Source organism: Falsiroseomonas sp. (genome assembly GCF_051860665.1).
Lineage (GTDB): Bacteria > Pseudomonadota > Alphaproteobacteria > Acetobacterales > Acetobacteraceae > Falsiroseomonas.
The window spans coordinates 280,677-306,371 of sequence record NZ_JBHYDM010000003.1 but is presented as its reverse complement, the minus strand read 5'-3'; the positions used below and the strand labels follow the sequence as shown (position 1 = coordinate 306,371).

At 69.3% G+C, this 25,695-nt stretch carries 20 protein-coding genes; 7 read left to right on the top strand and 13 right to left on the bottom strand.

Translation table 11 applies throughout. From position 1 onward, the window contains the following. Positions 1–16: 16 nt before the first annotated feature. A complete protein-coding gene (locus tag ACTIF1_RS04870) occupies positions 17–442 on the top strand; it encodes a response regulator (RefSeq protein ID WP_439595255.1) in 426 nt (141 codons plus the stop codon). Between the two features lie 112 nt (positions 443–554). Here ACTIF1_RS04870 and glgX read toward each other — a convergent pair whose 3' ends face one another. Further along, positions 555–2,756: a glycogen debranching protein GlgX gene (glgX, locus tag ACTIF1_RS04865; protein ID WP_439595254.1), complete on the bottom strand. Its 2,202-nt coding sequence runs from the start codon at positions 2,754–2,756 to the stop codon at positions 555–557. A gap of 179 nt (positions 2,757–2,935) precedes the next feature. On the opposite strand from glgX, the gene treZ reads away from it, so the two are divergent. From treZ to ACTIF1_RS04850, 3 genes are all read left to right on the top strand, one after another. After that, a complete protein-coding gene (treZ, locus tag ACTIF1_RS04860) occupies positions 2,936–4,747 on the top strand; it encodes a malto-oligosyltrehalose trehalohydrolase (RefSeq protein ID WP_439595253.1) in 1,812 nt (603 codons plus the stop codon). Beyond that, a complete protein-coding gene (treY, locus tag ACTIF1_RS04855; protein ID WP_439595252.1) occupies positions 4,744–7,434 on the top strand; it encodes a malto-oligosyltrehalose synthase in 2,691 nt (896 codons plus the stop codon). The genes treZ and treY overlap by 4 nt, the downstream gene beginning before the upstream one ends. 97 nt (positions 7,435–7,531) lie before the next feature. After that, the gene (locus tag ACTIF1_RS04850; protein ID WP_439595251.1) at positions 7,532–7,840 is read left to right on the top strand and encodes an HU family DNA-binding protein; all 309 of its coding nucleotides are present in this window, start codon (positions 7,532–7,534) and stop codon (positions 7,838–7,840) included. Positions 7,841–7,917: 77 nt separating this feature from the next. On the opposite strand, the gene ACTIF1_RS04845 is transcribed toward ACTIF1_RS04850, so the two are convergent. Then, complete coding sequence (locus ACTIF1_RS04845; RefSeq protein ID WP_439595250.1) at positions 7,918–9,351, bottom strand: NAD-dependent succinate-semialdehyde dehydrogenase; 1,434 nt, start codon at positions 9,349–9,351, stop codon at positions 7,918–7,920. Between the two features lie 65 nt (positions 9,352–9,416). After that, positions 9,417–10,460: a C-terminal binding protein gene (locus ACTIF1_RS04840; protein WP_439595249.1), complete on the bottom strand. Its 1,044-nt coding sequence runs from the start codon at positions 10,458–10,460 to the stop codon at positions 9,417–9,419. Positions 10,461–10,565: 105 nt separating this feature from the next. On the opposite strand from ACTIF1_RS04840, the gene ACTIF1_RS04835 reads away from it, so the two are divergent. Further along, entirely contained in the window at positions 10,566–11,327 is a 762-nt protein-coding gene (locus tag ACTIF1_RS04835; RefSeq protein WP_439595248.1) for an SDR family oxidoreductase, read from the top strand. 2 nt (positions 11,328–11,329) lie between these two features. Here the strand turns inward: ACTIF1_RS04835 and ACTIF1_RS04830 are convergent, their stop codons facing one another. From ACTIF1_RS04830 to ACTIF1_RS04810, 5 genes are read right to left on the bottom strand one after another with little or no spacing between them, the layout of a single operon-like run. Beyond that, entirely contained in the window at positions 11,330–11,944 is a 615-nt protein-coding gene (locus tag ACTIF1_RS04830; protein WP_439595247.1) for a flavodoxin family protein, read from the bottom strand. A gap of 58 nt (positions 11,945–12,002) precedes the next feature. Continuing rightward, positions 12,003–12,911, bottom strand: coding sequence for a carbohydrate ABC transporter permease (locus ACTIF1_RS04825; RefSeq protein ID WP_439595246.1), 909 nt, complete (start codon positions 12,909–12,911; stop codon positions 12,003–12,005). Then, positions 12,904–13,860: a carbohydrate ABC transporter permease gene (locus ACTIF1_RS04820; protein ID WP_439595245.1), complete on the bottom strand. Its 957-nt coding sequence runs from the start codon at positions 13,858–13,860 to the stop codon at positions 12,904–12,906. The genes ACTIF1_RS04825 and ACTIF1_RS04820 overlap by 8 nt, the downstream gene beginning before the upstream one ends. 57 nt (positions 13,861–13,917) lie before the next feature. Beyond that, positions 13,918–15,246, bottom strand: a complete 1,329-nt coding sequence (locus ACTIF1_RS04815; protein ID WP_439595244.1) for an ABC transporter substrate-binding protein — start codon at positions 15,244–15,246, stop codon at positions 13,918–13,920. Positions 15,247–15,282: 36 nt separating this feature from the next. Next, positions 15,283–16,329: an ABC transporter ATP-binding protein gene (locus ACTIF1_RS04810; protein ID WP_439595243.1), complete on the bottom strand. Its 1,047-nt coding sequence runs from the start codon at positions 16,327–16,329 to the stop codon at positions 15,283–15,285. A gap of 235 nt (positions 16,330–16,564) precedes the next feature. Here ACTIF1_RS04810 and ACTIF1_RS04805 point away from each other — a divergent pair, with 235 nt between their 5' ends. After that, positions 16,565–17,743, top strand: a complete 1,179-nt coding sequence (locus ACTIF1_RS04805) for a multidrug effflux MFS transporter (protein WP_439595242.1) — start codon at positions 16,565–16,567, stop codon at positions 17,741–17,743. A 73-nt stretch (positions 17,744–17,816) separates the two neighbouring features. Then, positions 17,817–20,402, top strand: coding sequence for a Calx-beta domain-containing protein (locus ACTIF1_RS04800; protein ID WP_439595241.1), 2,586 nt, complete (start codon positions 17,817–17,819; stop codon positions 20,400–20,402). Between the two features lie 7 nt (positions 20,403–20,409). On the opposite strand, the gene tgt is transcribed toward ACTIF1_RS04800, so the two are convergent. The 5 genes from tgt to ACTIF1_RS04775 all read right to left on the bottom strand — a co-directional run bounded on the left by tgt (position 20,410) and on the right by ACTIF1_RS04775 (position 25,549). Beyond that, positions 20,410–21,534: a tRNA guanosine(34) transglycosylase Tgt gene (tgt, locus tag ACTIF1_RS04795; protein WP_439595240.1), complete on the bottom strand. Its 1,125-nt coding sequence runs from the start codon at positions 21,532–21,534 to the stop codon at positions 20,410–20,412. Beyond that, positions 21,525–22,607, bottom strand: coding sequence for a tRNA preQ1(34) S-adenosylmethionine ribosyltransferase-isomerase QueA (queA, locus tag ACTIF1_RS04790; RefSeq protein WP_439595239.1), 1,083 nt, complete (start codon positions 22,605–22,607; stop codon positions 21,525–21,527). The genes tgt and queA overlap by 10 nt, the downstream gene beginning before the upstream one ends. 43 nt (positions 22,608–22,650) lie before the next feature. Next, the gene (locus tag ACTIF1_RS04785) at positions 22,651–22,977 is read right to left on the bottom strand and encodes a hypothetical protein (RefSeq protein ID WP_439595238.1); all 327 of its coding nucleotides are present in this window, start codon (positions 22,975–22,977) and stop codon (positions 22,651–22,653) included. A 62-nt stretch (positions 22,978–23,039) separates the two neighbouring features. Continuing rightward, positions 23,040–24,242 (bottom strand): DUF1501 domain-containing protein, encoded by a 1,203-nt coding sequence (locus ACTIF1_RS04780; RefSeq protein ID WP_439595237.1) that lies wholly within the window; start codon positions 24,240–24,242, stop codon positions 23,040–23,042. Continuing rightward, the gene (locus ACTIF1_RS04775; RefSeq protein WP_439595236.1) at positions 24,239–25,549 is read right to left on the bottom strand and encodes a DUF1800 domain-containing protein; all 1,311 of its coding nucleotides are present in this window, start codon (positions 25,547–25,549) and stop codon (positions 24,239–24,241) included. The genes ACTIF1_RS04780 and ACTIF1_RS04775 overlap by 4 nt, the downstream gene beginning before the upstream one ends. Positions 25,550–25,695: the final 146 nt, after the last annotated feature.

The following is a 25,695-nucleotide window of genomic DNA, read 5'->3' as shown; positions in this document are numbered from 1 at the left end:
CCGGAGGGAGAGGGCGATGCCGGAGCAGGGAATGCGCCGCGTGCTGGTCGTCGAGGACGAGGATCTGGTCGCCATGGCGACCGGGGAGGCGCTTGAAGACCACGGCTTTCATGTCTGCGGTACCGCGGCGACCGAGGCCGCCGCGCTGAGCCTGGCCGCCGAATGCGATCCTGACTTCGCCGTGGTGGACCTGCAGCTGGCCGGCGGCGGCAGCGGATTGAAGGTGGGGCGGGCGCTGGCGGCGGAAGGGGTGCAGGTTCTGTACGCCACCGGCCATGGTCCCGCCTGGCGGCAGGAGATGGAGGATACCGGCGCGCGCGGCTGCATCGCCAAGCCCTACGACTTTCGCGACGTGGCGCGGGCGCTGGAGGCCTTGGACCGCCTCCAGCTTGGCACAGCACCCCCTCCGCTGCCGCCGGATGTGCACCTCTTCGTCGATTGAGGCGCGCGCCTAGGCCACGATCCGTCCAGTCGGACGGATATCGTGCCCTGGAAGTCATTATTTCCAATGCACGAAATCCGATAACACTGATTCAGCGTTATCGGATGGTGCTTCAGGCGACGGGCGGGATCGGCGGCGCCATGGCGCCGGCGAGCAGCGCGGTGCGCGCCGCGGTCAGGATGGCGCGGCCGCCGGCTTCGGGGTGCAGCACCAAAAGCAGCAGCGAACGGCCGGTCACCAGATAGGGGTGGCCGAATTCGAAGGGTTCCGGCTCGTCCAGATCGGGCTTGTTGGTATCCACCAGCAGCAGCCAGCGCTGGCCCGCGGGTGGTTCCGGCAGGGCGAATTCCACCACGTCGTGATGCGCGTTCAGCACCAGCAGCAGCGTGGCATCGCCGGCCGGGCGGCGGATGCCGGTGGCCTGGGCGCGGCCATCCAGCAGCATGCCGAAGCAGCGCGCATTGGGATCGTCCCAATGCCCGTCCTCCATCTCGGTGCCGGAGGGCGTCAGCCAGGTGACATCCTTGATGCCCAGCTCCTCATCCACCCCGCCATTCAGGAAGCGCGCGCGGCGCAGGACGGGGAAGTTATGGCGCAGCGCGATCAGCTTGCGGGTGAAGGCGGCCAGGTCGCGGCCGGCGGCATCGATGCCGGCCCAGTTCACCCAGGACAGCTCGTTGTCCTGGCAATAGACATTGTTGTTGCCCTGCTGGCTGCGGCCGAACTCGTCGCCGGACAGCAGCATCGGCGTGCCCTGCGACAGCAGCAGGGTGGCCAGCATGTTGCGCTTCTGGCGTTCGCGCAGCGCATTGATCTCGGGGTCGTCAGTCGGCCCCTCGGCGCCGTGGTTCCAGGAGATGTTGTGGGCATGGCCGTCCTGGCCGCCCTCGCCATTCGCCTCGTTGTGCTTGTCGTTGTAGCTGACCAGGTCGTGCAGCGTGAACCCGTCATGCGCCGTGATGAAGTTCACGCTGGCCCAGGGCTTGCGGCCACGGCGTTCGAAGAGATCCGCGGAGGCGGTGAGCCGCGCCGCGACATCCGAGGACTGCCCCTCATCGCCCTTCCAGAAGGCGCGGACCGTGTCGCGGAAGCGGTCGTTCCACTCCGCCCAGCCGGGCGGGAAGCCGCCCACCTGGTAGCCGCCCGGCCCGCAATCCCAGGGCTCCGCGATCAGCTTCACGCGGGACAGGACGGGGTCCTGCCGGCAGCTGTCCAGAAAGCCGCCGCCTTCGTCGAAGCCGTGATCCTCGCGGCCGAGAATCGTCGCCAGGTCGAACCGGAAGCCGTCGACTCGCATCTCGGTCGCCCAGTAGCGCAGGCTGTCATTCACCATCTGCAGCACGCGGGGATGCGACAGGTTGAGCGTGTTCCCGGTGCCGGTGTCATTGATGTAGTAGCGCGGCTGGTCCTTCAGCAGGCGGTAGTAGCTGGCATTGTCGATGCCCTTGAAGGACAGCATCGGGCCGCGCTCATTGCCCTCCGCCGTGTGGTTGTAGACGACGTCCAGGATCACCTCGAGCCCGCCATCATGCAGCCGCGCGACCATCTCCTTGAATTCGGAGAAGGCGAATTCCCGGTTGCGCGCATAGCGCCGCGCCGGGGCGAAGAAGGAGATGGTGTTGTAGCCCCAGTAGTTGGTGAGGCCCTTATCCAGCAGGAACTGGTCATTCAGGAAGGTATGCACCGGCAGCAGCTCGACCGAGGTCACGCCGAGGCCGCGCAGGTAGTCCACCACCTCCCTGGAGGCGAGGCCGGCATAGGTGCCGCGCAGATCCTCGGGCAGCGCCGGGTGCAGCTTGGTCAGGCCCTTCACATGGGTCTCGTAGACCACGGTGCGGTCCCAGGGCACGGCGGGGCTGCGTTCGCGGCCCCAGGTGAAGGCGGGGTCGATGACGCGGCATTTCGGCATCAGCGGGCCGCTGTCGCGCGTGTCGAAGGTCAGGTCGTCGCCGGTTTCCAGCTCATAGCCGAAGCATTCCGGGCCCCAGGTCAGGTCGCCGACGATGGCGCGCGCATAGGGGTCGATCAGCAGCTTGTTCGGATTGAAGCGGTGGCCGGCTTCCGGCGCATGCGGCCCGTGCACGCGATAGCCGTAGATGGTGCCGGGCCGCGCATCCGGCAGGTAGCCGTGCCAGACCTCGTCGGTGTATTCGGGTAGCGCGATGCGCTCAAGCTCGGTCTCGCCAGCATCGTCGTAGAGGCACAGCTCCACCTTCGTGGCATTGGCGGAGAAGAGGGCGAAGTTCACGCCCAGCCCGTCCCAGCTGGCGCCGAGCGGGAAGGGAGAGCCTTCGCGGATGCGCGAAGGCCGCATGACCTGGGGCGCCTCATTCACTGGCCGTATCCGCATCTCAAGCCCCCTCGGAACAGCCGGGCCCGAGACGGAACCGGCGGCTGCACAACATTCCTGGCCGCGCCGCGTTCCCGCGGCGCAGCAGAGGAATTTTTCGCCTGCGGATGGAACGAAGGCACCCTCTGCCGGTTTCCCGGGGCATGACCAGCCCCAGCGTGACGCGTGCCCACTCCATGCCCTTCGGCGCATCGGTGCAGCCGGATGGCGCCGTGCTGTTCCGCCTCTGGGCGCCGACCCATGCGCAGGTGCGGCTGGAGATCGACGGCGCCGAACCGCTGCCCATGCGGCGGGAGGAGGGCGGCTGGCATGCGCTGGCGACGCGCGCGGCGCGGGCGGGCAGCCGCTATCGCTTCGTGTTGCCGGACGGGCTGCGCGTGCCGGACCCGGCCTCCCGCCACCAGCCGAAGGATGTGCACGGGCCGAGCGAGGTGATCGACCCCGCCGCGCATCACTGGACCGATGCCGGCTGGCGCGGCCGCCCCTGGGCGGAGGCGGTGCTGTATGAATTGCACATCGGCAGCTTCACGCCGGAAGGCACATTCGCGGCCGCGATCGCGCGCCTGCCGCATCTGGCGGCACTCGGCGTCACCGCCCTCCAGATCATGCCGGTGGCGGATTTCCCGGGCGGCCGGAACTGGGGTTATGACGGCGTGCTGCCCTATGCCCCGGATGGCAGCTACGGCCGGCCGGAGGACCTGAAGGCGCTGGTGCAGGCCGCGCATGGCCATGGGCTGATGGTCATGCTCGACGTGGTCTACAACCACTTCGGGCCGGAGGGCGCCTATCTGCACGCCATCGCGCCGCAGGCCTTCACGCATCGCCACAAGACCCCCTGGGGCGCCGCGTTGAACTTCGACGGGGCCGAGTCCGAGCCGGTGCGGGAATACTTCATCCACAACGCGCTCTACTGGATCGAGGAATTCCACCTCGACGGGCTGCGGCTGGATGCCGTGCATGCCATCCTCGACGACAGCCCGCGCCACCTGCTGGAGGAATTGGCGGAGCGCGTGCGCGCCGCCGTGCCGGACCGGCCGGTGCATCTGGTGCTGGAGAATGAGGAGAACGAGGCGCGCCGGCTGCAGCGCGACGCCCGCGGCCGGCCCCTGCACTACACGGCGCAGTGGAACGACGATGCGCATCATGTGCTGCATGTCGCGGCGACCGGCGAGCGCAGCGGCTATTATGCCGACTACCAGGGCGACACCGAACTTCTCGCCCGCACCCTGGCCGAGGGTTTCGGCTTCCAGGGCCAGATGATGCCCTATCGCGGCCATCCGCGCGGCGAGGCCAGCGCGGCCCTGCCGCCCGCCGCCTTCATCGCTTTCCTGCAGAACCACGACCAGATCGGCAACCGCGCCTTCGGCGATCGCCTGTCGCAGATCGCGCCGCTTCCCGCGCTGCGCGCCGTCGGCGCCGTGGCGCTGCTGCTGCCGCAGGTGCCGATGCTCTTCATGGGCGAGGAATGGTCCGCCGCGCAGCCCTTCCCCTTCTTCTGCGACTTCGGGCCCGACCTGGCCGATGCCGTGCGCGAAGGGCGCCGCGCGGAATTTTCTCGATTCCCCGAATTTGCTGATCCGGAAAGCCGGGAACGCATACCGGACCCCCTGGCGGAGGCCACCTTCGCCTCGGCGAAACTGCGCTGGGACGAGCTGGCGCGGCCTGCGCATGCCGAGGCGCTGGAGTGGCACCGCGCCATCCTCGCCGTGCGCCACGCCGAGATCATCCCGCACCTGTCCGGCATCCGCCGCGGCGGGGTCCGCCGGGTGCTGGGCGAGGGCGCGGTCGAGATCACCTGGGCGCTGCATCGCGGCGGCAAGCTGCACCTCGCCGCCAATCTCTCCGCCACCGAACTGCCCGAACCTGCCGAGGCCGGCCGCGTGATCTGGCGGGCGGGGGCCGCGCAGGGCCTCGGCCCCTGGACCGTCCGCTGGTCCATCGAGGAAACCGCATGACCGACGCCGTGATCCCGCGCGCCACCTACCGCCTGCAATTCCATGCCGGCTTCGGCTTCGCCGATGCGGCGCGGCTGGCGCCCTATCTCGCACGGCTCGGGGTCAGCCATGTCTATGCCTCGCCCTATCTGAAGGCGCGGCCGGGCAGCACGCATGGCTATGACATCGTTGACCACAATGCGCTGAACCCGGAACTGGGCGACGCCCAGGCCTTCCGCGACATGGTCACGGCCTTCCGGGCGCATGGGCTGGGGCAGATCCTCGACTTCGTGCCCAACCACATGGGCGTCGGCGGGGCGGACAATCCCTGGTGGCTCGATGTGCTCGAATGGGGCGAGGCCTCGGACTATGCCGGCTGGTTCGACATCGACTGGCGCGTGGGCCGGCTGCTGGTGCCCTTCCTGGGCGACCAGTACGGCGTGGTGCTGGAGGCTGGCGACCTGGCACTGCGCTTCGATGCGGAGGCCGGCAGCTTCGCCGTCTGGGCCTATGGCACGCACAAGCTGCCGATCTGCCCGCTGCATTACGGCCGCGTGCTGGGCGATGCGCATCCCATGCTGGAACGCCTGGGCGACGCCTTTGCCGGCCTGCCGGATTGGCGGCCACGCATCGTGGCCCGGGCGCGCGACCTGCAGGCGGAACTCGCCGGCCTGGTCGCGCAGGACCCCGCGCTGCTGCGGGAGGTGGAGCAGGCGGTGGCCGCGCTGAATGCGGAACCGGCCCGATTGGATGCGCTGATCCGCGACCAGCACTGGCGCGCCGCCCACTTCCGCGTGGCGGCCGATGACATCAACTACCGCCGCTTCTTCAACATCAATGAGCTGGCCGGGCTGCGCATGGAGCTGCCGGAGCTTTTCGCGCATGCCCATCGCCTGGTCTTCGCCCTGCTGGCCGATGGCACGCTGGACGGGCTGCGGATCGACCATGTGGACGGCCTGCTCGATCCCAAGGGCTATCTGGAACAGCTGCGCGCCGCGGCACCACGCCCCTTCTACCTGGTGGTGGAAAAGATCCTCGCCCGCCACGAGCCCCTGCGCGCGGATTGGCCGGTGCAGGGCACCACGGGCTACGAATTCGCCAACCTTGCTGTGGGCGTGCTGGTCGATCCTGCCGGCGAGGCACCACTGACCCGCCTCTACGCCGAATTCACGGGGGCGGCGCAAAGTTTCGACGCCATCGTGCAGGACTGCAAGCTGCGGATCATGCGAAACGAGATGGCCGGCGAGCTGGCGATGCTGGCGCGGGAGGCCGCGCGCATCGCGCAGCAGACGCCGCGCAGCGCCGATTTCACGCAGAACATCCTCTCCCGCGGCCTGGCCGCCGTGGTGGCGGGCTTCACCGTCTATCGCAGCTATGTCGATGCCGCCGCGCCGCCCACGGCGGAGGACCGGCAGGCCATCGATGAGGCGGTGGCCGCGGCGCGGCGGCAGGAGCCGGACCTCGACCCCAGCGTCTTCGACTTCCTGCACCGCCTGCTGACCACGGATCTGGTGGCCGAGCCCCGCAGCGGCTTCAGCCGGCATGCGGTGCAGCGCTTCGCCATGCGGGTGCAGCAGTACAGCGGCCCGATCATGGCCAAGGGCCTGGAGGACACCGCCTTCTACCGCTACAACCGCATGGCCGCGCTGAACGAGGTGGGCGGCCATCCCGACCATTTCGGCGTCTCGCCGGAGGAATTCCACGCCGCCAATGCGGAGCGCGCGCGGCACTGGCCCCAGGCGATGCTCTCCACCTCCACCCACGACACCAAGCGCGGCGAGGATACCCGGGCGCGGCTGGCGGTGCTGGCCAGCATGCCGGAGGAATGGTCGCGCCAGGTGCGCAACTGGTCCGCCATCCTGCGGCAGGACCAGGGGCCGCCGGACCGCAACGACGAATACCTCTTCTACCAGCTGCTGCTCGGCGTCTGGCCGGTCCAAGGGGGGGGCCAGGGTGCGGAGGCGGAACTGGGCGCGCGGCTGGAAGGCGCCATGACCAAGTCCATGCGGGAGGCCAAGCGCCATTCCAACTGGGCCGCACCCAATGCCGGATATGAGGCGGCGATGCTGGGCTTCGTCCGGCGGGCGCTGGAGAGCCAGGACTTTCTTTCGGCCTTCCTGCCCTTCCAGCACAGGGTGGCGCGGCTCGGCCTCGATCTCAGCCTGGTGCAGACGGCGCTGAAGCTGACCCTGCCGGGCATGCCGGACATCTACCAGGGCACCGAATCCTGGGACCTCAGCCTGGTGGACCCGGACAACCGGCGCCCGGTGGATTATGCCGCGCGCGACTCGGCGCTGGAGTCGGTGACGGCGGCCCTGGCGCAGGACCGCGCCGGCGCCTGGCGCGCCATGGCGGAGGGCTGGCGCGACGGCCGGCTGAAGCTGGCCCTGACCGCCACCCTGCTGGCGCATCGGGCCGCGCAGCCGGCGCTTTATGCCAGTGGCGACTACCGGCCGCTCACCGCCTCCGGCCCCGCAGCGCGGCAGCTTCTGGGCTTCGCGCGGCAGCATGGCGAATCGGAGATTCGCCTTGTCGCAGCACGATTCGCGCCGCGGCCGGACTGGCAGGACAGCAGCCTGGAATGGCCGGGCACGGAGGCCGAATGGCGGGACCTGTTGACCGGTCAGGTGATCCGTCCACAGGGAAGGTTAATGCCGTCTGAAGCCTTGCGCGACCTGCCGGTGGCCGTCTTCGAGCGGATCCGCTGAAACACTGCGACAACTGAAACATGCAGCTTCCCGCGAATCATACGCTGACATTCGCGGCGGTTCCGGCTATGCGACCGGTCTCGCAAGGAGCCAGTGCATGTCGAAGAAGTTTCTGACGGACGTCATCGTGAAGTCCACCGAGATGCCGGCGAACGCCGCCGGCAAGCTCGCCGCCGACATCATCGCGGCCATCAAGGGGGAGATCGTCCAGTCCGGGCGCTTCACCATCCCCGACTTCGGCGCCTTCAGCGTGCGGGAGACGGCCAAGCGCACCGCGCTGAACCCCCGCACGGGTGAGAAGGTGGCGGTGAAGGCCGGCGCGACGGTGCGCTTCAAGGCCAGCAAGGCGCTGAAGGAATCGGCGCTGGCGGGCGTGAAGAAGGCCAAGCGCAAGGCCAAGGCCTGATCCATCCGGGCCGCAAGGCGCCCGGATAACCTGCCAGGGGGCACCGGATGGCGACATCCGGTGCCCTTTTCTGTTTGTCAGAGGCCCGCCTGGCTGACGAACTTGGTGTTCAGATAGGCCTCGATCGCCTCCGACCCGCCCTCGGAGCCATAGCCGCTGTCCTTCATGCCGCCGAAGGGCACTTCCGGCAGCGCGAGGCCCAGGTGGTTGATGGTCATCATGCCCGATTCGACCCGCGCCGCGATAGCATTGGCCGTCTTGGCGCTGCGGGTGAAGGCGTAGGAGGCGAGGCCGAAGGGCAGGCGGTTGGCTTCCTCCACCACCTCCTCCAGCTCGCCGAAGGGCGCGATCATGGCGACGGGGCCGAAGGGCTCCTCGTTCATCATGCGCGCATCGCGGCCGACGCCGGTCAGCACGGTCGGCTGGTAGAAATAGCCCTTGTTGCCGATCCGCTCGCCGCCCGTGTGGACCTCGGCGCCGCGCTGCCGCGCATCGGCCACCAGGCCCTCCACCCAGGGCACGCGCCGCTCATGCGCCAGCGGGCCCATCTGGCTGTCCGGATCCATGCCGGCGCCGACCTTCAGCGCCTTGGCATGGGCGGTGAAGCGCTCGACGAATTCCGGGTAGGACTTCTGCTGCACCAGGAAGCGGGTGGGGGAGACGCAGACCTGTCCCGCATTGCGGAATTTCGCGCTCGCCAGGGTCTTCGCCGCCAGCTCCAGATCCGCATCGTCGAAGACGATCGCCGGCGCATGGCCGCCGAGTTCCATCGTCACGCGCTTCATGTGCTGCCCGGCCAGGGCCGAGAGCATCTTGCCGATCGGGGTGGAGCCCGTGAAGGTCACCTTGCGGATGACGGGGTGCGGAATGAGGTATTCGCTGATCTCGGCCGGCACGCCATAGACGAGGTTGGCCACGCCCTTGGGCAGGCCAGCATCGGCGAAGGCGCGGATCAGCTCGGCAGGCGAAGCCGGGGTCTCCTCCGGCGCCTTGACGATGATGGAGCAGCCGGTGGCCAGCGCGGCCGACAGCTTGCGGACGACCTGGTTGATCGGGAAGTTCCAGGGCGTGAAGGCGGCGACGGGGCCGACCGGCTCCTTCACCACCAGCTGGTAGACACCCTCGGCCCGCGCCGGGATGACGCGGCCATAGGCGCGGCGGGCTTCCTCGGCGAACCAGTCAATGATGTCGGCAGCCGCCATCACCTCCATCTTCGCCTCGGCGAGCGGCTTGCCCTGCTCCAGCGTCATCATCTGCGCGGTGGCATCGGCGCGGGAGCGGAAGATATCGGCGGCCTTGCGCATCAGCTTGGAGCGATCGAAGGCCGAGACCTTCTTCCACACGGCGAAGCCGCGGGCGGCGGCTTCCAGCGCCTCGTCCAGGTCATCCGTGGTGGCATGGGCGACCTGGCCGATGACTTCCTCGGTGGCCGGGTTCAGCACGGGCAGGCTGCGGCCGCCGCGGGCGGCGCGCCAGGTGCCGTCGATGAAAAGCTGGGTATCGGGATACATGCGCGTCTCCTAGGGATCTTGGCGCGGAAGGTGCCACAGGGGCCGCCGAGGGGGAACCGGGGGGCTCAGCTGTTGGGCCCACGCTCCATCGCATAGGGCTGCCAGCGGCGCAGTCCGGAGCCCGGCAGCACCGTGGGATTCACGCAGGACATCGGCCAGCGGCCCGAGAGCACCAGCGCCAGCTCCTGCCCCGCCCGCCGCTTGCGCGCTTCATCGAAACGGGCGGAGGCGCTGGCATTGTGCGGCGAGAGGATGACGTGGGGCATCTTCAGCAGCGGATTGTCCGGCTTCACCGGCTCGACCTCGAACACGTCGAGGCCGGCGCCGGCAATGCGCTTCGACTGCAACGCCGCGATCAGCGCCGCCTCGTCCACCGTCGGTCCGCGGCCGGTGTTGATGAAGATGGCGTTGGACTTCATTTTCGCGAAATGCCGCGTGGTCAGCATATGGCCGGTATCCGGCGTGGCCGGTGCGTGCATCGAGATGAAATCGGATTGCGTCAGCACCTCGTCCAGGCTGGCGGGCACCACGCCGAGCGCGCTCATGGTCAGCTCATCCACGAAGGGGTCGTAGGCCATCATGCGCAGCCCGAATGCCTTGGCGCGCAGGGCGACCAGGCGGGCGACGCGGCCGAAGGCGACGAAGCCCAGCGTCTGGCCCATCAGCCGCGGCACGGTGGAAAGCTGTGGGCGGCCTTCCGCCCAGCGGCCCTCGCGCACCATGCGGTCCTGCTCGATGCAGCGGCGATGCGTCGCCAGCAGCAGCATCATGGCGTGGTCGGCCACCTCCTCGATGAAGGTGTCGGGGCAATTGGTCACGGCGATGCCCTGCGCGGTGGCGGCGACCACATCGACATAGTCCACGCCCACGGTGGCGCAGGTGATGACCTTGGCCTTGGTCAGCGCCTGGATCATGGGCGCGGAGAAGCGCATGCCCTTGGCATAGACCGCATCGGCCTCCGGCGCCGCGGCGATGAAACCCTCCTCCGTCGCCGGGCATTCCACGATCTCGGCGCCGAGCCGTTCCAGCGCCTCCATCTCCAGCGCATAGCCGCCACCATGCGTGGTGAAGGAGGCACCTGCGGGCGTCAGGATTCTGGGCTTGGACATTCTGCGTTTCCCCTTTTGATTGCCCGCAGCTTGCATCCGCTGCGGGGGGGCCGACAAGCGCGTGGCGCGCTGCTAGCCTGCGTCCACGACAAGGGAGAAGCGAAAATGGCGCGTTTGACGGGCAAGGTCGCCTGGGTCACCGGGGCGGGCAGCGGCATCGGGGAAGCCGCGGCGCTGGCGCTGGCCGAAGAAGGCGCGGAACTGGTGCTGACCGGCCGCCGCAGCGCGCCGCTGCAGGATGTGGCGGCGCGCATCAAGGCCCAAGGCGGCACGGCCCATGTACAGCCCGCCGATATGATGGATGCCGCGGCCGTGAAGGCGGTGGGCGCTTTCCTGGCCGAGAAATTCGGGCGGCTCGACATCCTGGTGAACAATGCCGGGCTGAACATCACGCAGCGCCGCTGGGCGGTGCTGGACACGGACGGGGTGGATGAGCTGGTGCGTGGCAACCTCGCCTCCGCCTTCTATGCGGTGACGGTGGCGCTGCCGCTGATGCGGAAGCAGAAGGACGGCGTGCTGATCCACACCGCCTCCATGGCCGGGCGCAATATCTCCATGCTCTCCGGCGCCGGTTATACCGCGGCCAAGCACGGCGTGGTGGCGATGAGCCACACGATCAACATGGAGGAATGCGTCAACGGCATCCGCAGCTGCGCCCTGCTGCCGGGGGAGGTGGCCACGCCCATCCTCGACAAGCGCCCGAATCCCGTGAGCGCGGAGGAGCGCGCGAAGATGGTGCAATCCGCCGATGTCGGCGACCTGGTGCGCTACATCGCCTGCCTGCCGAAGCATGTGACCATCAACGAGGTCTGGATCACGCCGACGCATAACCGCAGCTATGTGGCGGCGCTGAACCAGAAGCTCTGAGTCTATTCCGCGCCGGGGAAGGGCTTGGCCTGCAGCAGCCGCGCCAGATGCGCGGCGCTGCTGGCCAGCATTTCGGCGGTTTCCGTCACCTTCTCCGGCGTCTTCTGCAAATCCTTGAAGTCGATATCGCCCATCGCCTCGCCCACCCAGTAGCAGCTTGCCGAAGGCGGGATGGTCCAGCCCACGTCGTTCAGCGCCTGGAAGATCTGCGCGGCGGAGGCATGGGCGCCGTCCTCGTTGCCGACGATGGCGGCGATGGCAACCTTGCCATAGCTCGGCATGCGGCCCTTGTCGTCCGTCTCCGAGATGAAGGCGTCCATCCGCTCCAGCACGCGCTTGGCGACGCTGCTGGGCTGTCCCATCCAGATCGGACCGCCGAAGATCAGGATGTCATGCGCCAGGATCTTTGACCGCAACGCGGGCCAGTCATCGCCATCACCTTCGTCGGAGCTGACGCCGGGCTTGATGTTCAGCGCGGCGACGCGGACGGTCTCCGTCACCTCGACCTTCTGATCCGCAAAAGCGGATTTCAGCACCGCGATCATCGCATCGGTGGAGGAGGTTTCGCTGGTATCGGACTTCAGCGTGCAGTTGAGGGCGAGGGCCTTGATCGGCATGGCGGCAGTCTCCGGAAGGGCGCAATGCAAGCGCCCCTCCGGCCGGCTGGTTCCGCCGCTACTCCTTCACGGCACCCGTGAGGGAGGAGACGTAGTAGTCCACGAAGAAGGAATAGAAGATGGCGACGGGCAGGGACCCCAGCAGCGACCCCGCCATCAGCGCACCCCACTGATACACATCGCCAGTCACCAGCTCCGTCAGGATCGCCACCGGCACGGTCTTGTTCTCGCTGCTCTGGATGAAGGCCAGGGCATAGATGAACTCGTTCCAGGACAGGGTGAAGCTGAAGATGCCGGCCGAGATCAGGCCCGGCACGGCCAGCGGTAGCGTGATCTGCCACAGGATCTGCAGCCGCGTCGCGCCGTCGATCAGCGCGCATTCCTCCAGCTCGAAGGGGATCGACTTGAAATAGCCGATCAGCAGCCAGGTGCAGAAGGGAATGAGGAAGGTCGGGTAGGTCAGGATCAGCGCGAAGGGCGTGTCGAACAGGCCGAGCTGGAAGACCATGGTGGCCAGCGGGATGAACAGGATCGAGGGCGGCACGAGATAGGCGAGATAGATCGCCAGCCCCACATACTGGCTGCCCTTGAACCGCAGCCGCTGGATGGCATAGGCGGCCAGCGTGCTCGCAAAAATCGAGAGCACGGTGGAGCAGACCGCCACCAGCATCGTCGTCATCAGCCACTTCGGATAGGCCGTGTTGAACAGCAGCAGCCGGATGTGGTCGAGCGTGGGGGAGCTGATCCAGAAGGGATTGTGCTCCGCGAAGTTGTACATCTCCCCGTTCGGTTTAAAGGCCGTCACCGTCATCCAGTAGAAGGGAAACAGCAGGATGATGAGGAAGCAGGCCAGCGGCAGGTAGAGCAGCACGAAGCGGCGGGACTTGCTGTCCCAGGCCATCGTCTCCGGCTGGGCGGAGGAGGCGTTGGTCGCCTTCGGTTCATTGGCCACGGCGGCGTCAGTCATTGCCCTCTCCCTGCTGCCACTTGCGCCGTGCCAGGCCGAAATAGCTGAACAGCGTGGCGAAGACGAGGAAGGGGATCATGGAGACGGCGATCGCCGCGCCCTCGCCCAATTGCCCGCCCTGGATGCCGCGCTGGAAGGCCAGTGTGGCCAAGAGATGCGTCGAATTCACCGGTCCGCCGCGCGTGATGGCATAGACCAGCTGGAAATCGGTGAAGGTGAAGATGATGGAGAAGGTCATCACGATGGCCAGGATCGGCAGCAGCATCGGGAAGGTGATGTAGCGGAAGCGCTGCCAGGCGCTGGCGCCGTCCAGCAGCGCCGCCTCGTAGAGCGAGGGCGAGATGGTCTGCAGACCCGCGAGCAGGGAGATGGCGACGAAGGGAATGCCGCGCCAGATATTGGCCGCGATCAGCGACCAGCGCGCCGGCCAGGCGGTATTGATGAAGTCGATGTTGCTGTCGATCAGCCCCATCTGGATCATCATGTAGGAGATGATCGAGAATTGCGGATCGTAGATCCACCAGAAGGCGATGGCGGAGAGAACCGTCGGCACGATCCAGGGCAGCAGGATGATGGCCCGCAGCATCGACTTGAACGGCACATGCTGGTTCAGCAGCAGCGCCAGCCAGAGGCCCAGCCCGAATTTTCCGATCGTCGCGACGCCCGTATAGAAGACGCTGTAGAAGACCGCGTTCCAGAAGATCGGGTCATCCATCAGCCAGACGAAGTTCTCGATGCCGACCCAGACCCCCTCCCGACCGATGGTCTGGTCGGTGAAGGCCAGCCAGATGCCGAGGCCGAGCGGATAGGTCAGGAAGGTCATCAGCAGCCCGACCGCGGGCAGCAGGCAGACGAAGGCGAGGAAGGGCTTCCAGTCGAACAACCGCGAGAGCGCGCCCTGCTTCGGGCGCATCTTGGTCCAGACCGGCGCGGCGGTTGTCGCGGACATGGCGAATTCCCGTATTGGGCCCTGGCGCCCGCGCGAGGCGGGCGCCAGGGCCGGGGATCAGCGGCGGGAGCGGAAGAAGCGGCGGGCGCGGCGCTCGGCCTCAGCCACCGCCTGCTGCGGCGTCGCCTGGCCCGAGGCGACGGAGGCGCACATCTGCACCATGACGTAGTCGGCATTCGCGGCGGCGGAGGCCTGGCTGATCGGGCCCTTGTAGCCGGCGTAGAAGGTCGTATCCATGACGTTCTTGAACACCGAGACCTTGGGATCCGAGGTCCAGACCGCGCTGTTGGAATAGGCGTTCAGCGGCTGCGACCAGTAGCCGAGATTCGCCTGCAGCCAGGGGTCGTACTGCTCCGTCTCCAGCAGGAAGGCGAGCAGGGCCTTGGCGGCATTGGGGAAGCGGCTGTGCCGGAAGACCATCGCATTCAGCGTCAGCCCCGCCATGGGCGAGGTCTGCTGCAGGCCAAGCGGCATCAGCGAATGTTCCGTGTCATCCGCGATGGGCCGCAGCGCCGCATCGTTCTTCATGGAGAAATACAGCGAGACGCCATTGGCCGTCAGGTGGCATTCGCCGGCGGAATAGGCGCGGTTGTTGCTGATATCGCCCCAGGCGATCGTACCGGGGATGAAGGTGGCATAGAGCTCCTTCAGGTATTCCAGCGAGGCGATGGTCTCGCGGCTGTTGATCGCGACCTCGTTGTTCTCGTCCACCAGATAGCCGCCGAAGGACCAGACCAGCCACTGCGCGAAGCCGTTGCCATCGCCTACCGCATTGCCCAGCGCGAAGCCCGCCGGCTTGCCCGCCGCCTTCAGCGCCTGGCACAGCCGCAGGAAGCCGGCATGATCCTCCGGCGGCCGCTCGAAGCCCGCCGCGTTCACCGAGGATTTGCGCCAGACGAGGGGACCGCCGGAGGAGCCGAATGGCAGGCCGATCCAGGCATCGCCGCCGGCGCGCTTGCCGTAGCGCTGCGCCATCGCCTTCCAGCCGCCGTACTTGGTGCCGATATAACCCGCGACATCCGACAGCTCGACCAGCTTGTCCGAATAGATATGCGGCGCCTCATTGAAGCCGATGATCAGGTCGGGGCCGGCGCCGGTATTGGCGGTGACCGCGGTCTGCTGGGTGATGTCCTCCCAGCCCACGAAGTCGACGCGCACCTCGACCCCGGTCTGCTGCGTGAAGCGCGCGCAATTGGCGCGGAACACCTCCTCATCCGGCTGCACGAAGCGCACCGGGCGCAGCATGCGCAGCGTGGCGCCGCGTTCGACGGGCAGGTTCAGCGGCGGCGCCGGCTGGGTGGGGATGGATTGCGCCCCGGCCTGGCCGGCGGCGAGGGCGGAGCCGGTCAGCGCCAGCGCCGCGCGGCGGGTGATGAGATGGGTCATTCTTCTTGTTTCCTCCTTGTTTGACTTTTGGGCGTCTCAACTCGGCAGGCGGCCTCCATCGGGACCGAAGAGATGGACCAAAGAGAGGTCGGGTGCGACGCGCAGCCGGTCGCCCGGGCGGCCCTGGACGCGTTCGCGGAAGGCACCGGTCAGCACCGTCTCGCCGATACGCAGCGTCACCTGCGTCTCGGATCCCGTGGGCTCGATCAGCACGATGCTGCCCTCCACCCCGTCATCGGCCAGGTGCAGATGCTCCGGCCGGATGCCGTAGGTGGCGGCATGGGCCGGCGCGCCAGGCGGCAGCGGCAGCAGCGCGCCGCCATCCGTGCGAAAGCCCTGCGGCGTGACGGTGCCGGGCAGCAGGTTCATGGCCGGGCTGCCGATGAAGCCCGCGACGAAGAGATTGGCCGGCTTGTCATAGAGCGCCAGCGGCGCGCCGGCCTGCTCGATCCGCCCGCCATGCATCACCACGATCTGGTCGGCCATGGTCATGGCCTCGATCTGGTCATGCGTGACGTAGATGGTGGTGGTGCCCAGCCGCTGCTGCAGCTCCCGGATCTCGGAGCGCATCTGCACGCGCAGCTTGGCATCCAGGTTGGACAGCGGCTCGTCGAACAGGAAGACCTGCGGATGCCGCACGATGGCGCGGCCCATGGCAACCCGCTGCCGCTGGCCGCCCGAAAGCTGGCGCGGATAGCGGTCCAGCAGCGCATCCAGGCCGAGGATCTTTGCGGCGCGCTGGACCTCTTCCTCCATGACGGCAGGCGGCGCCTTGGCCAGCTTCATCGAGAAAGCCATGTTCTGCCGCACCGTCATATGCGGATAGAGCGCGTAGTTCTGGAACACCATGGCGATGTCCCGGTCCTTCGGCGGCACGTTGTTCACCACGCGCCCGTCGATCGCGATCTCGCCGCCGGTGATGTTCTCGAGCCCCGCGATCATCCGCAGAAGCGTGGACTTGCCGCAGCCGGATGGGCCGACCAGGACGACGAATTCGCCATCCGCGATCTCCACATCGACGCCGTGCAGGATGCGGGTGGTGCCGAAGGATTTGAGCGCCTGCCGCACCGAGACCGTTGCCATGCTTTTTTTCCGCTTCCCCCGCGCGCCCCTTTGCCGGCGGCTGCGCGAGGGAAGGCTACACACGGCTTCGCGCCGCGCGCAACCTCGCCACCGCCACGCCGGGGCGGCGCTTTGCCTGGCTAAGCGGTGCCAGGTTCCAGCCTCGCGCATGGCCGTCCCGCCGGATCGCGCGCTGGACGCGGCCGGGGGCGCGGGTCTAGGCAAATGCTGCATAGCAGCAAGGCCGACCTCCCCGATGCCTGAACACTACAGGCGCCTCGCCGCCCTCCTTGGTGCGCTCACCGCGCTGGGGCCGCTGGGCGTGGACATGTACCTGCCCGCCTTCCCGGCGATGGGCACCGAACTCGCCGCCAGCCCCGCCGCCATCCAGCGCACGCTGGCCGTCTTCCTGCTCGGCATGGCCGCCGGGCAGCTGGTCTATGGGCCGCTGTCGGACCGGCTCGGGCGGCGGCGGCCGCTGATGATCGGCATGGTGGTCTTCACCCTGGCCTCCATCGGCTGCGCCCTGGCGAGCTCCGCCGATGCGCTGGTCGCGCTGCGGCTGGCGCAGGCGCTGGGCGGCTGCGTCGGCGTGGTGGTGGCGCGGGCCGTGGTGCGCGACCTGTGCGATGAGCGCGGCGCGGTGCGCATGATGTCCATGCTGATGCTGGCCATGGGCGCGGCGCCGATCCTGGCGCCGATGCTGGGCGGCTGGCTGCTGGCGGCGCTGGGCTGGCGCGCCATCTTCTGGTTCCTCGCGATCTATGGCGGCCTGGCGCTGCTGGTGATGGTGCGCTGGCTGCCGGAGAGCCTGCCGCCGGAGCAGCGACGCCGGGATGGGCTGGGCCAGGTGATGCTGGTCTATCTCCAGCTGCTGCGCGACCGCCGCTTCCTGTCGCATGCCCTGGCCGGCGCGCTGCCGATGGCGGGGCTGTTCGCCTATCTCGTCGGCTCACCGAACCTGCTGATGCAGGTGCATGGGCTTGGGCCGGTGGAATACGGCATGGCCTTCGGCGCGAATGCCTTCGGGTTGATCCTGGCGAGCCAGATCATCAGTCGCCTCGTGCGCCGCGGCCAGCCGGCGCGGCTGCTGGTGGCCGGGCTGGTGCTGCTGGCGCTGGCGGGCCTCGGCGTGGTGCTCGCGGTGCTGAGCGGCGGGCTGGTGCCACTGCTGGCGGCCTTCTTCCTGTATCTCGCGCTGATGGGCTCCGTGCTGCCGCTCTCCTCGGCCCTGGCCATGGCGCCGATGGGGCGGATGGCGGGCAGTGCCTCGGCACTGATGGGCACGCTGCAATTCGGCGTCGGCGCGGTGGTGGGTGCGGTGCTCGGCGCCTTCGGCGGCACCTCCGCGCTTGCGATGGGCGTGCTGATCGCGCTGGCCGGCATGGGCGGCCTGGCGGCGCATCTGGGGCTGAAGCGCAGCGTGGCGGGGTGAGGGCCGGTCTCACGCCTGCGTGAGGAGCCTGCGCGACCGTTCCCGGCCCGCAAGTATTCGTTAATCTCGGGCCATGGCGCTTCTCACCCTTTCCGGACCCGCCACCCCCCTGCCGGAGGGCGAGGAGCCGGGCACGCCCTACACCTTCCTCGTCACCTGGTCCGGGCCCGCGGATACCGCGGCCTGGTTCCTCTGGAGCGTCGCGGGGACGGAGGCGGAGCCGACGGAGCCTGCCGTGCCGGGCGATTTCGCCGGCGGCCCGCGCCACCCCACCACCGGCATGCCGATCGGCGCGATCAGGCTGGTGGCGGGCGAGACGACGGAACTGACCATCCCCATCCTGGGCAATGCGGAGATCGGCCCCTCCAAGGGCTTCACCCTGACCCTGAGCGGCGAAGGTGAGACCGCTTCCGCCACAGCCATCATCGCGGATGACGATTCCCCCCTGCCGGGCCTGGTGCTGACCGGACAGATCGTCGACCGAGGCGAAGGCACCTCCGCCGATGGCTACTCGCTCTACACCTTCCTGGTGACCCGGAGCGGCGACCTGTCCGGCGCGAGCAGCGTCGGCTGGCAGCTGGTGGGTGATGGCGAAAACCCCGCCACCCAATACGACTTCCGGAGTGGGACCTATGGGGGATGGCTCAGCTTTGCACCGGGCGAGAGCGAGGCCCTGATCAAGGTGCGCGTCCTGCGTGATTCGGTGATCGAGCCCGATGAGGGCTTCGCCGTGGTGCTGGTGAATCCGGAGCAGGCCAAGGTCGTGCAGGGCCGGGCCGCGGCGGTCATCCGCAATGACGACTTCGCGGTGACGGTCACGCCACTGCTGTCGGATCGGGAGGAAGGCACCGGCGATGGTGTCGCGGTCTTCAGCTACCTGGTCACCCGCATCGGCGATGTCTCCGCCCCCTGTAGCGTGACCTGGGAAACATTCGGTTCGGCGGCGGAGCCGGGGCTGCAGGCGGCCACGGGGGAGGATTTCCTCGGCGGTGTCATGCCTCGGGGCGTGGTGCATTTCGCGGCAGGGGAGACCAGCGCGATCATCAAGGTCCGGGTCCTGCGCGACGCGGAACCGGAATACGACGAGGGCTTCGGCCTGAGGGTCGACCGGCCATCGCCCGTCGTCTACGGCGTCATCCGCAACGATGACCAACTTGCACCCTTGCTGTCGATCAGCGGCATCCTGGACGACCGGGCCGAGGATGCCGATGCGGGGCAGGTCGACCCGGACGGTGTTCCGCTGGACTATACCGCCTTCACCTATCGCGTGACCCGCAGCGGCGACCTGTCCGAAGGCAGCAGCTTCGGCTGGGTTGTCAGTGGCACCGGCACGAACCCGATCAACGAGATCGATATCCCCGGCTGGAGCCGATCCGGCTCGGGCTGGATGGCGCCCGGCGTGGCGGAGGTGACGATCACCATCCGGGTGTTCATGGACAACCAGGCGGAGGCGGATGAGCAGTTCCTGGTTTCGCTCACCGGCCCCTCCGCCGGGCCGCAGGGCAGCGCGCTCGGCACCATCCGCGACGACGATGGGCCTGCAGTGTCGCTGAGCGCGGAGGTGACCGAGCAGGACGAGGGCACGGGGCCCGGGGTGACGGTCTTCACCTATCTGGTGACGCGCAGCGGCGACCTGTCCGGTGAAAGCCGGATCGACTGGGGGATCGACACCTTCGTCGGCATGCGTGTCGATACGGACGATTTCCTGGGCGGCGTGCTGCCCTCCGGCACGCTGGTCTTCGCGCCCGGTGAGGCCAGCAAGACCATCGAGGTGAATGTGCTGCGCGACGACGCGGCGGAGATCGACGAGGATTTCGTCCTGCGCCTGGTCAATCCAACCGGCGCGGCGATCGTCTACGACGCGGTGCGCAGCGTGATCCGCAACGACGATCGGGGCCCTACCTGGCTCACGATCGAGGGGATCGTCGACGACCGCGCCGAGGGTACCGGTGACGGCGTGGCCGTGTTCAGCTTCCTGGTGCGCCGCGAGGGTGATCTCTCGGGCGTCAGCAGCGTCACCTGGCGTGCCTCCGGCAGCGGCGAGAATCCCGCCGGGGTGGGCGATGCGGAGGAGCTGGCCTACTACGGCCGGAGCAGGACACTGACCTTCGCCGCCGGGGAATCCGAGAAGATCGTGAAGCTCAGGGTGCAGCGGGACAACCAGGTCGAGGCCGACGAGACCTTCACGGTGAGTCTGGAGAACCCTGTCGGCGCCGGCCTTGTCGGGGGGCAGGCCACCGGCGTGATCCGCAACGACGACTTTGCCCTCTCGAACCTGCGCGTGGTGGCGGTGCGCGACGAGGGTGCGGAGGGCACCGGTGCCGGCGTCAGCGTCTATTCCTGGCAGGTGGTGCGGGAGGGCGATCTGCGCGGCACGGTGCAGCTTGACTGGCAGGGCATCGGCCTCGGCGCCGATGCGGCCGATTTCCTCGGCAGCGTGCTGCCCTCCGGCCGGCTGGTCTTCGCGCCCGGCGTCACCGAGCAGACCATCAAGATGCGCGTGCTGCGCGATGGTGCGGCGGAGGGCGACGAGGCCTTCGCGCTGGCGCTGTCCGGCGTGCGCGGCGCGACGCTCGGGGAGGATCTGTTCCTGGGCCTGATCCGCGACGATGACGCCCCGCCGGCCATGCTCCTCGCGGACCATGCCCTGATCGGCTGAGCCCGGCTCAGCCTGTCTCGCCTTCCGCCCAGCCCGCCTCGATCGCCGCCGCCTCCGCCTCGAAGCGCCCTTCGAGGATGGCAGTGCGCAGCCGCGTCATCAGCGTCTGGTAGTAGCGGATATTGTGCCAGGTCAGCAGCATCGGGCCGAGCATCTCCTCGGCCTTGATCAGGTGGTGCAGATAGGCGCGGGAATGGTTCCGGCAGGCGGGGCAGTCGCAATCCGGGTCCAGCGGGCGCGTATCCTCCGCATGCTTCGCATTGCGCATATTCAGCACGCCGCGGCTGGTATAGGCGCGGCCGGTGCGGCCCGAGCGCGTCGGGATCACGCAGTCGAACATATCGACGCCGCGACGGACGGATTCGATGAGGTCCGACGGCGTGCCGACGCCCATCAGGTAGCGGGGTGCATCCTGCGGCAACAGGGGCGCGGTGAAGTCCAGCACGCGCAGCATTTCCGGCTGGCCCTCGCCCACGGCGAGGCCGCCGATGGCATAGCCCTCGAAGCCGATGGCGGTCAGCGCGGCGACGCTCTCGCGCCGCAGATTTTCGAAGACGCTGCCCTGGACGATGCCGAACAGCCCATGGCCGTCGCGTGCGACAAAAGCCTGGCGGGAGCGCGCGGCCCAGCGCATTGACAGGCGCATGCTCTCTGCCGCCTGCTCCTCGGTCGCCGGGAAGGGCGTGCATTCGTCGAAGCACATGGTGACGTCGGCGCCGAGCAGGTGCTGGATCTCGACGCTGCGCTCGGGCGTGATGCGGTGCCTGGAGCCATCGATATGGCTCTGGAAGGTCACGCCGTCCTGGTCGAGCTTCCGCAATCCAGAGAGCGACATCACCTGGAAGCCGCCGGAATCCGTCAGGATCGGCCCGTGCCAGTCCATCATCCTGTGCAGCCCGCCGAGCCGCGCCACGCGCTCCGCCCCCGGCCGCAGCATCAGGTGGTAGGTATTGCCCAAGACCATGCGCGCACCCGTCGCGCGCACGGAATCGGCCGTCATCGCCTTCACCGTCCCGGCGGTGCCGACCGGCATGAAGACGGGCGTCGGCACCTCGCCATGCGCCGTATGCAGCACGCCAGCCCGCGCCGCCCCATCGCGCGCCGCCATCTTCCAATGCAGGGTCACGGGCAAAAATCCTGGTCGCAGCGGAACAGCAGGCTGCCGTCGCCGTAGGAGAAGAAGCGATACTCTTGGCCGATGGCATGCGCATAGGCGGCGCGCATGCGGCGCGTGCCGCAGAAGGCGGAGACCAGCATCAGCAGCGTCGATTTCGGCAGGTGGAAATTTGTCAGCAGCGCATCCGCCGCCCGGAACCGATAGCCGGGCAGGATGTAGATGCCGGTCAGGCCGCGGAAGGGCGCCACCGTGCCATCCTCAGCCGCCGCACTTTCCAGCGTGCGCAGCGCCGTGGTGCCCACCGCCACCACGCGCCGTCCGGCGGCGCGCGCGGCGTTGATGGCGTCGGCCGAAGCCTCCGGCATCTCGCACCATTCCTGGTGGATGCGGTGCGCGCGCGGATCCTCGTCCCGCACCGGCAGGAAGGTGCCGGCGCCGACATGCAGCGTCACCGGCACGCGGGCGATGCCGCGCGCATCGAGCGCCGCCAGAAGCCGTTCGGTGAAGTGCAGGCTGGCCGTGGGGGCCGCCACGGCGCCGGGATGACGGGCAAAAATGGTCTGGTAGTCCGCCGCATCCTCGGCGCCAGGCCCGGCCTCGCGCTGGATATAGGGGGGCAGGGGGATCTCGCCCGCCTGTTCCAGCGCCGCGGCCAGCGCCGCCTGGTCCGGGCCGAAGTCGAAGAGGGCGGAGCCGCCTTCGTGGCGCTCCACCACGCGCGCCGTGCAGCCCGGCGCGCCCTCGATCTCCACCACATCGCCCAGGCGCAGCCGGCGGGCATTGCGCACCAGCGCCTGCCACAGCCCGCCGCCCTCGGCGCGGTTCAGCATGATCTCGATGCGCGCCTCGCCGCGGCGGGCACGGAGGCGGGCCGGGATGACGCGGGTATCGTTCACCACCAGCACGTCGCCGGGCTCCAGCAGCTTCGGCAGGTCCAGCACGCCCTGGTCCGAAAACCCCTCCGGCCGCACCACCAGCAGCCGCGCGGCATCGCGCGGGCGTGCCGGCGCCTGGGCGATCAGGCGCTCCGGCAGGTCGAAGTCGAAATCCCCGGTCCGCAGCGGGGGGGGTGGGGAGGCCTCTGGCATGGGCGCGGCATGTGACCCGCCGCGCCCGCCTTGTCCAGTTGGATCAGCCCGCCGGGCGCCAGCGCACCACGTCACTGGGCGCGGAGGTCTCGCCCTCCGTCACGCCGATCACGGCCGAGACATCCACCTTGCCGCGGCTCGGCACCTCCAGCGTCGGCGGCTCGACATTGACGATCTGCGAGCCCGCCGGCGCCTCGATATGACCGGCCGGCCGCGCCTTGGTGGCCGGGGTATCCGCATTCCCGGCGCTGGTGGCGCTGCCCCGGCCGGCATAGCCGACGCCTTCCATGGGGGCGAAGGAATAGCGCGGCTCCACCGTGCCGTCCTCGTGCTGCGTCTCGTAGCGATAGATCGGGAAACGTTCGGCCATCCGGGAAGGTCCTGTCCTGTTCCCGGTTGCAACGCCGCCCGCGCGGCGGCGGTTGCGCGGCGTCAGGCGCGCACCAGGCCCCGCATGGCCGGCGCCTCGCTGCTGCCCGGAAAGGCCTGCGCCACCGCGGCCTCGGGCAGCCGCAGATGGTCTCGCAGCAGGCCCTTGGCGATGCTGCGCAGGTCCTGGGTGGGCTGCAGGTCCCGGTTCTCGAAGAGCTTGTCCTCCGCCAGCCCAGGCCAATCGGCCACCACCCGCCCGCCGGTGACGGCGCCACCGGCCAGGAAGGCGACGCCACCGGTGCCGTGGTCCGTGCCCTGGTTGCCGTTCACCCGCGCGGTACGGCCGAATTCCGTCACCACCAGCACGGCGGTTCTGGCCCATTCGGCGCCGAGGCCTTCCTTCAGCTGGGCGAGCCCCTCATCCAGCGCGCGCAGCGGGCCCATGATGCGGCCCATCTGCTGCGCATGCGTGTCCCAGCCCCCCAGTTCCAGGGCCGCCACGCGGGGTCCGCCCGCCTCGGCCAGCAGCCGCCCGGCGGTGCCGGCGAGCGTCGCGAAGGTCACCCGCTCCCGCTCCGGCGTGCCGAGCGTCTGGGCCACGAAGCCGCGGGCGCGCATGCCCTCGGCGAAGGCGGGGCCGGTCAGGGGATCGGCCTGCTGCAGCGCGGCCAGGCGGTACATCAGCTCCGGCGCCGGGCGATCCAGCCCCGGCGGGGCATAGGCGCCGACCGGCACCGGCCCGCGCAGCAGCAGCGGCACGCCGGTTCCGATGGCGAGCCCGGTGCGGGCCTGCTGCCCGGCCGGCAGCGCCTGCAGGGCCCGGTTCAGCCAGCCGCTGGCCATGCGCTGGCCGCTGCCGGATTCCAGCAGGTCCTGCGCCTCGAAATGGCTGCGGCTGCGATAGGGGCCGGCCACCGCATGCAGCACGGTCGCCTCGTTGGCCGTGAACATCCCATGCAGGTTCGCCAGCGCCGGATGCAGCCCGAAGGTGCCGCCGAGGTCGAGCAGCCCCTCCTGTTCGCCGTCCCTTCGGCCCGGCTCCGGCAGCGCCAGCCGCTCCCGCAGCCCCTTCAGGGCGGGGTCGCCATAGGGCTGCACCACGAAAAGCCCATCCAGCGCCCCGCGCAGCAGGATGACGACCAGCCGGCGGTCGCCCGGCGCCTGGCCGAAGGCAAGCCGCGCCCGGCCGGCCACGAAGGTGGCGCCGAGGCCGAGCAGCAGGCCGCGCCGGCCGATGTTGAAGGAGGCGTGGGGTGCGCTCATCGGTGCATGAACTCCGGGCTGCCGAGCAGCAGGGTCAGCGCGTCGCGCACCGATCCGGCGCGACGCATCTCGGTGACGGTCTCGGCGCGGGCGAGGGGGCCGAGGGCGGCCTCCGCCACCGCACCGGGCTCCAGCCGCTCCATCCGCCCGGCCAGGGTGAAGGCCCAGTCCACCCGGCGCATCAGCGCCTCCGGCGTCGCCCATTCCGCCGCCACATCGGCCCAGCCGATCGGCTGCTGCGCGGTCCAGAGCGGCTGGGACAGGCTGTTCATGCCATTCAGCAGCAGCCGCGCCTGCGCCTCCGGCAGGCCGAGCGCCCGGCAGGCGGCAATGGTATAGTCCTGCGGCGCCCGGAACTTGCCGAGCGGCGGGTCCCAGGCCTGGGGCAGGGCGACCAGGGTGCGGGCGGTGGCGGCAAGGTCGCCCTTGGTCTCCCGCAGCGTGCGTTCCAGCGCGGTGACGGCGGCGGGCGGGGGCTGGTCCGCCACGAAATGCCGCGCCAGCTTCACCGCCAGGTGGCGCCAGGTGGCCGGATGTTCCGCCAGGAAGCGGATCGCCTCCTCGCCCGCCGCCTCGCCATGCCCGAAGCGGCGGCCCAGCAGGCGCTTCTCGCCCGGCTCGTGATTGTTGCCGCGGAAGACGAAGCCGTAGGGCTCGCGCGTCCCCTCGAAGGACCAGCCGGTCAGGATCTTGGCCAGCTCCTGCACATCGCTCTGGGTATAGCCGCCGGCGGGCGACAGGGTGTGCAACTCCAGCATCTCCCGCGCCAGGTTCTCGTTCAGCCCGCGGCGGCTGCGGCGGCCGCCGGGGCTGTTCGGGCCGAGGGAGCCGGCATTGTCCAGGTAGATCAGCATGGCCGGGTGGCGTGCCACCGCCAGCACCATATCGGCGAAGCGGCCGGTGACATGCGGGCGGATGGCATCCCGCTCATAGCTGCCGATCAGCAGCGCGAGGCTGCCGGAGCGGCGGCTGACGGTGAAATGATTCATCCAGAAATCGACCAGCCTTTCCCGGAAGGGCTGCTCGGCGGTCAGGCGTCGGTTGGCCCAGGCCAGGGTCTCGGTCCGCAGCAGCGCGGCCACTGCGGCGCGGGTCTGCACCGGGTCGCCCACCGGGTCCCGCGCGCGGCGGGCGGCGAGATCCGCGCCGCGCACCTCCAGCGCCTGGGCCAGGCTCGCGCCCTCGGGCGGCGCGGCGGGGCGGTCGATCTGCTGCAGCAGCCAGGCCTCGGGCTGCGCCGGCGGGGCTTCGCCGAGCCGAAGGCCGAGCCCGAAGCGGATGGCGGCGATATGGGCCGGGGTGTTCATGACCCCTAAACTAGCATGCACCGCCGCGGTTTCACCGCAGGCTTTCGTGACATAGGGTGACCTGGAGGGCTCCCTCCCGGGCGACCCGCGGCCCGGGCCCCGCCCGATCCGCGCGCGGACGCTTGCAAAACCCGCGGGGAGAGGGC

Coding starts and splice junctions, on each gene's coding strand:
- ACTIF1_RS04870 (WP_439595255.1), top strand. CDS start 17: ATGCCGGAGCAGGGAATGCGCCGCGTGCTGGTCGTCGAGGACGAGGAT.
- glgX (WP_439595254.1), bottom strand. CDS start 2,756: ATGCGGCCTTCGCGCATCCGCGAAGGCTCTCCCTTCCCGCTCGGCGCC.
- treZ (WP_439595253.1), top strand. CDS start 2,936: ATGACCAGCCCCAGCGTGACGCGTGCCCACTCCATGCCCTTCGGCGCA.
- treY (WP_439595252.1), top strand. CDS start 4,744: ATGACCGACGCCGTGATCCCGCGCGCCACCTACCGCCTGCAATTCCAT.
- ACTIF1_RS04850 (WP_439595251.1), top strand. CDS start 7,532: ATGTCGAAGAAGTTTCTGACGGACGTCATCGTGAAGTCCACCGAGATG.
- ACTIF1_RS04845 (WP_439595250.1), bottom strand. CDS start 9,351: ATGTATCCCGATACCCAGCTTTTCATCGACGGCACCTGGCGCGCCGCC.
- ACTIF1_RS04840 (WP_439595249.1), bottom strand. CDS start 10,460: ATGTCCAAGCCCAGAATCCTGACGCCCGCAGGTGCCTCCTTCACCACG.
- ACTIF1_RS04835 (WP_439595248.1), top strand. CDS start 10,566: ATGGCGCGTTTGACGGGCAAGGTCGCCTGGGTCACCGGGGCGGGCAGC.
- ACTIF1_RS04830 (WP_439595247.1), bottom strand. CDS start 11,944: ATGCCGATCAAGGCCCTCGCCCTCAACTGCACGCTGAAGTCCGATACC.
- ACTIF1_RS04825 (WP_439595246.1), bottom strand. CDS start 12,911: ATGACTGACGCCGCCGTGGCCAATGAACCGAAGGCGACCAACGCCTCC.
- ACTIF1_RS04820 (WP_439595245.1), bottom strand. CDS start 13,860: ATGTCCGCGACAACCGCCGCGCCGGTCTGGACCAAGATGCGCCCGAAG.
- ACTIF1_RS04815 (WP_439595244.1), bottom strand. CDS start 15,246: ATGACCCATCTCATCACCCGCCGCGCGGCGCTGGCGCTGACCGGCTCC.
- ACTIF1_RS04810 (WP_439595243.1), bottom strand. CDS start 16,329: ATGGCAACGGTCTCGGTGCGGCAGGCGCTCAAATCCTTCGGCACCACC.
- ACTIF1_RS04805 (WP_439595242.1), top strand. CDS start 16,565: ATGCCTGAACACTACAGGCGCCTCGCCGCCCTCCTTGGTGCGCTCACC.
- ACTIF1_RS04800 (WP_439595241.1), top strand. CDS start 17,817: ATGGCGCTTCTCACCCTTTCCGGACCCGCCACCCCCCTGCCGGAGGGC.
- queA (WP_439595239.1), bottom strand. CDS start 22,607: ATGCCAGAGGCCTCCCCACCCCCCCCGCTGCGGACCGGGGATTTCGAC.
- ACTIF1_RS04785 (WP_439595238.1), bottom strand. CDS start 22,977: ATGGCCGAACGTTTCCCGATCTATCGCTACGAGACGCAGCACGAGGAC.
- ACTIF1_RS04780 (WP_439595237.1), bottom strand. CDS start 24,242: ATGAGCGCACCCCACGCCTCCTTCAACATCGGCCGGCGCGGCCTGCTG.
- ACTIF1_RS04775 (WP_439595236.1), bottom strand. CDS start 25,549: ATGAACACCCCGGCCCATATCGCCGCCATCCGCTTCGGGCTCGGCCTT.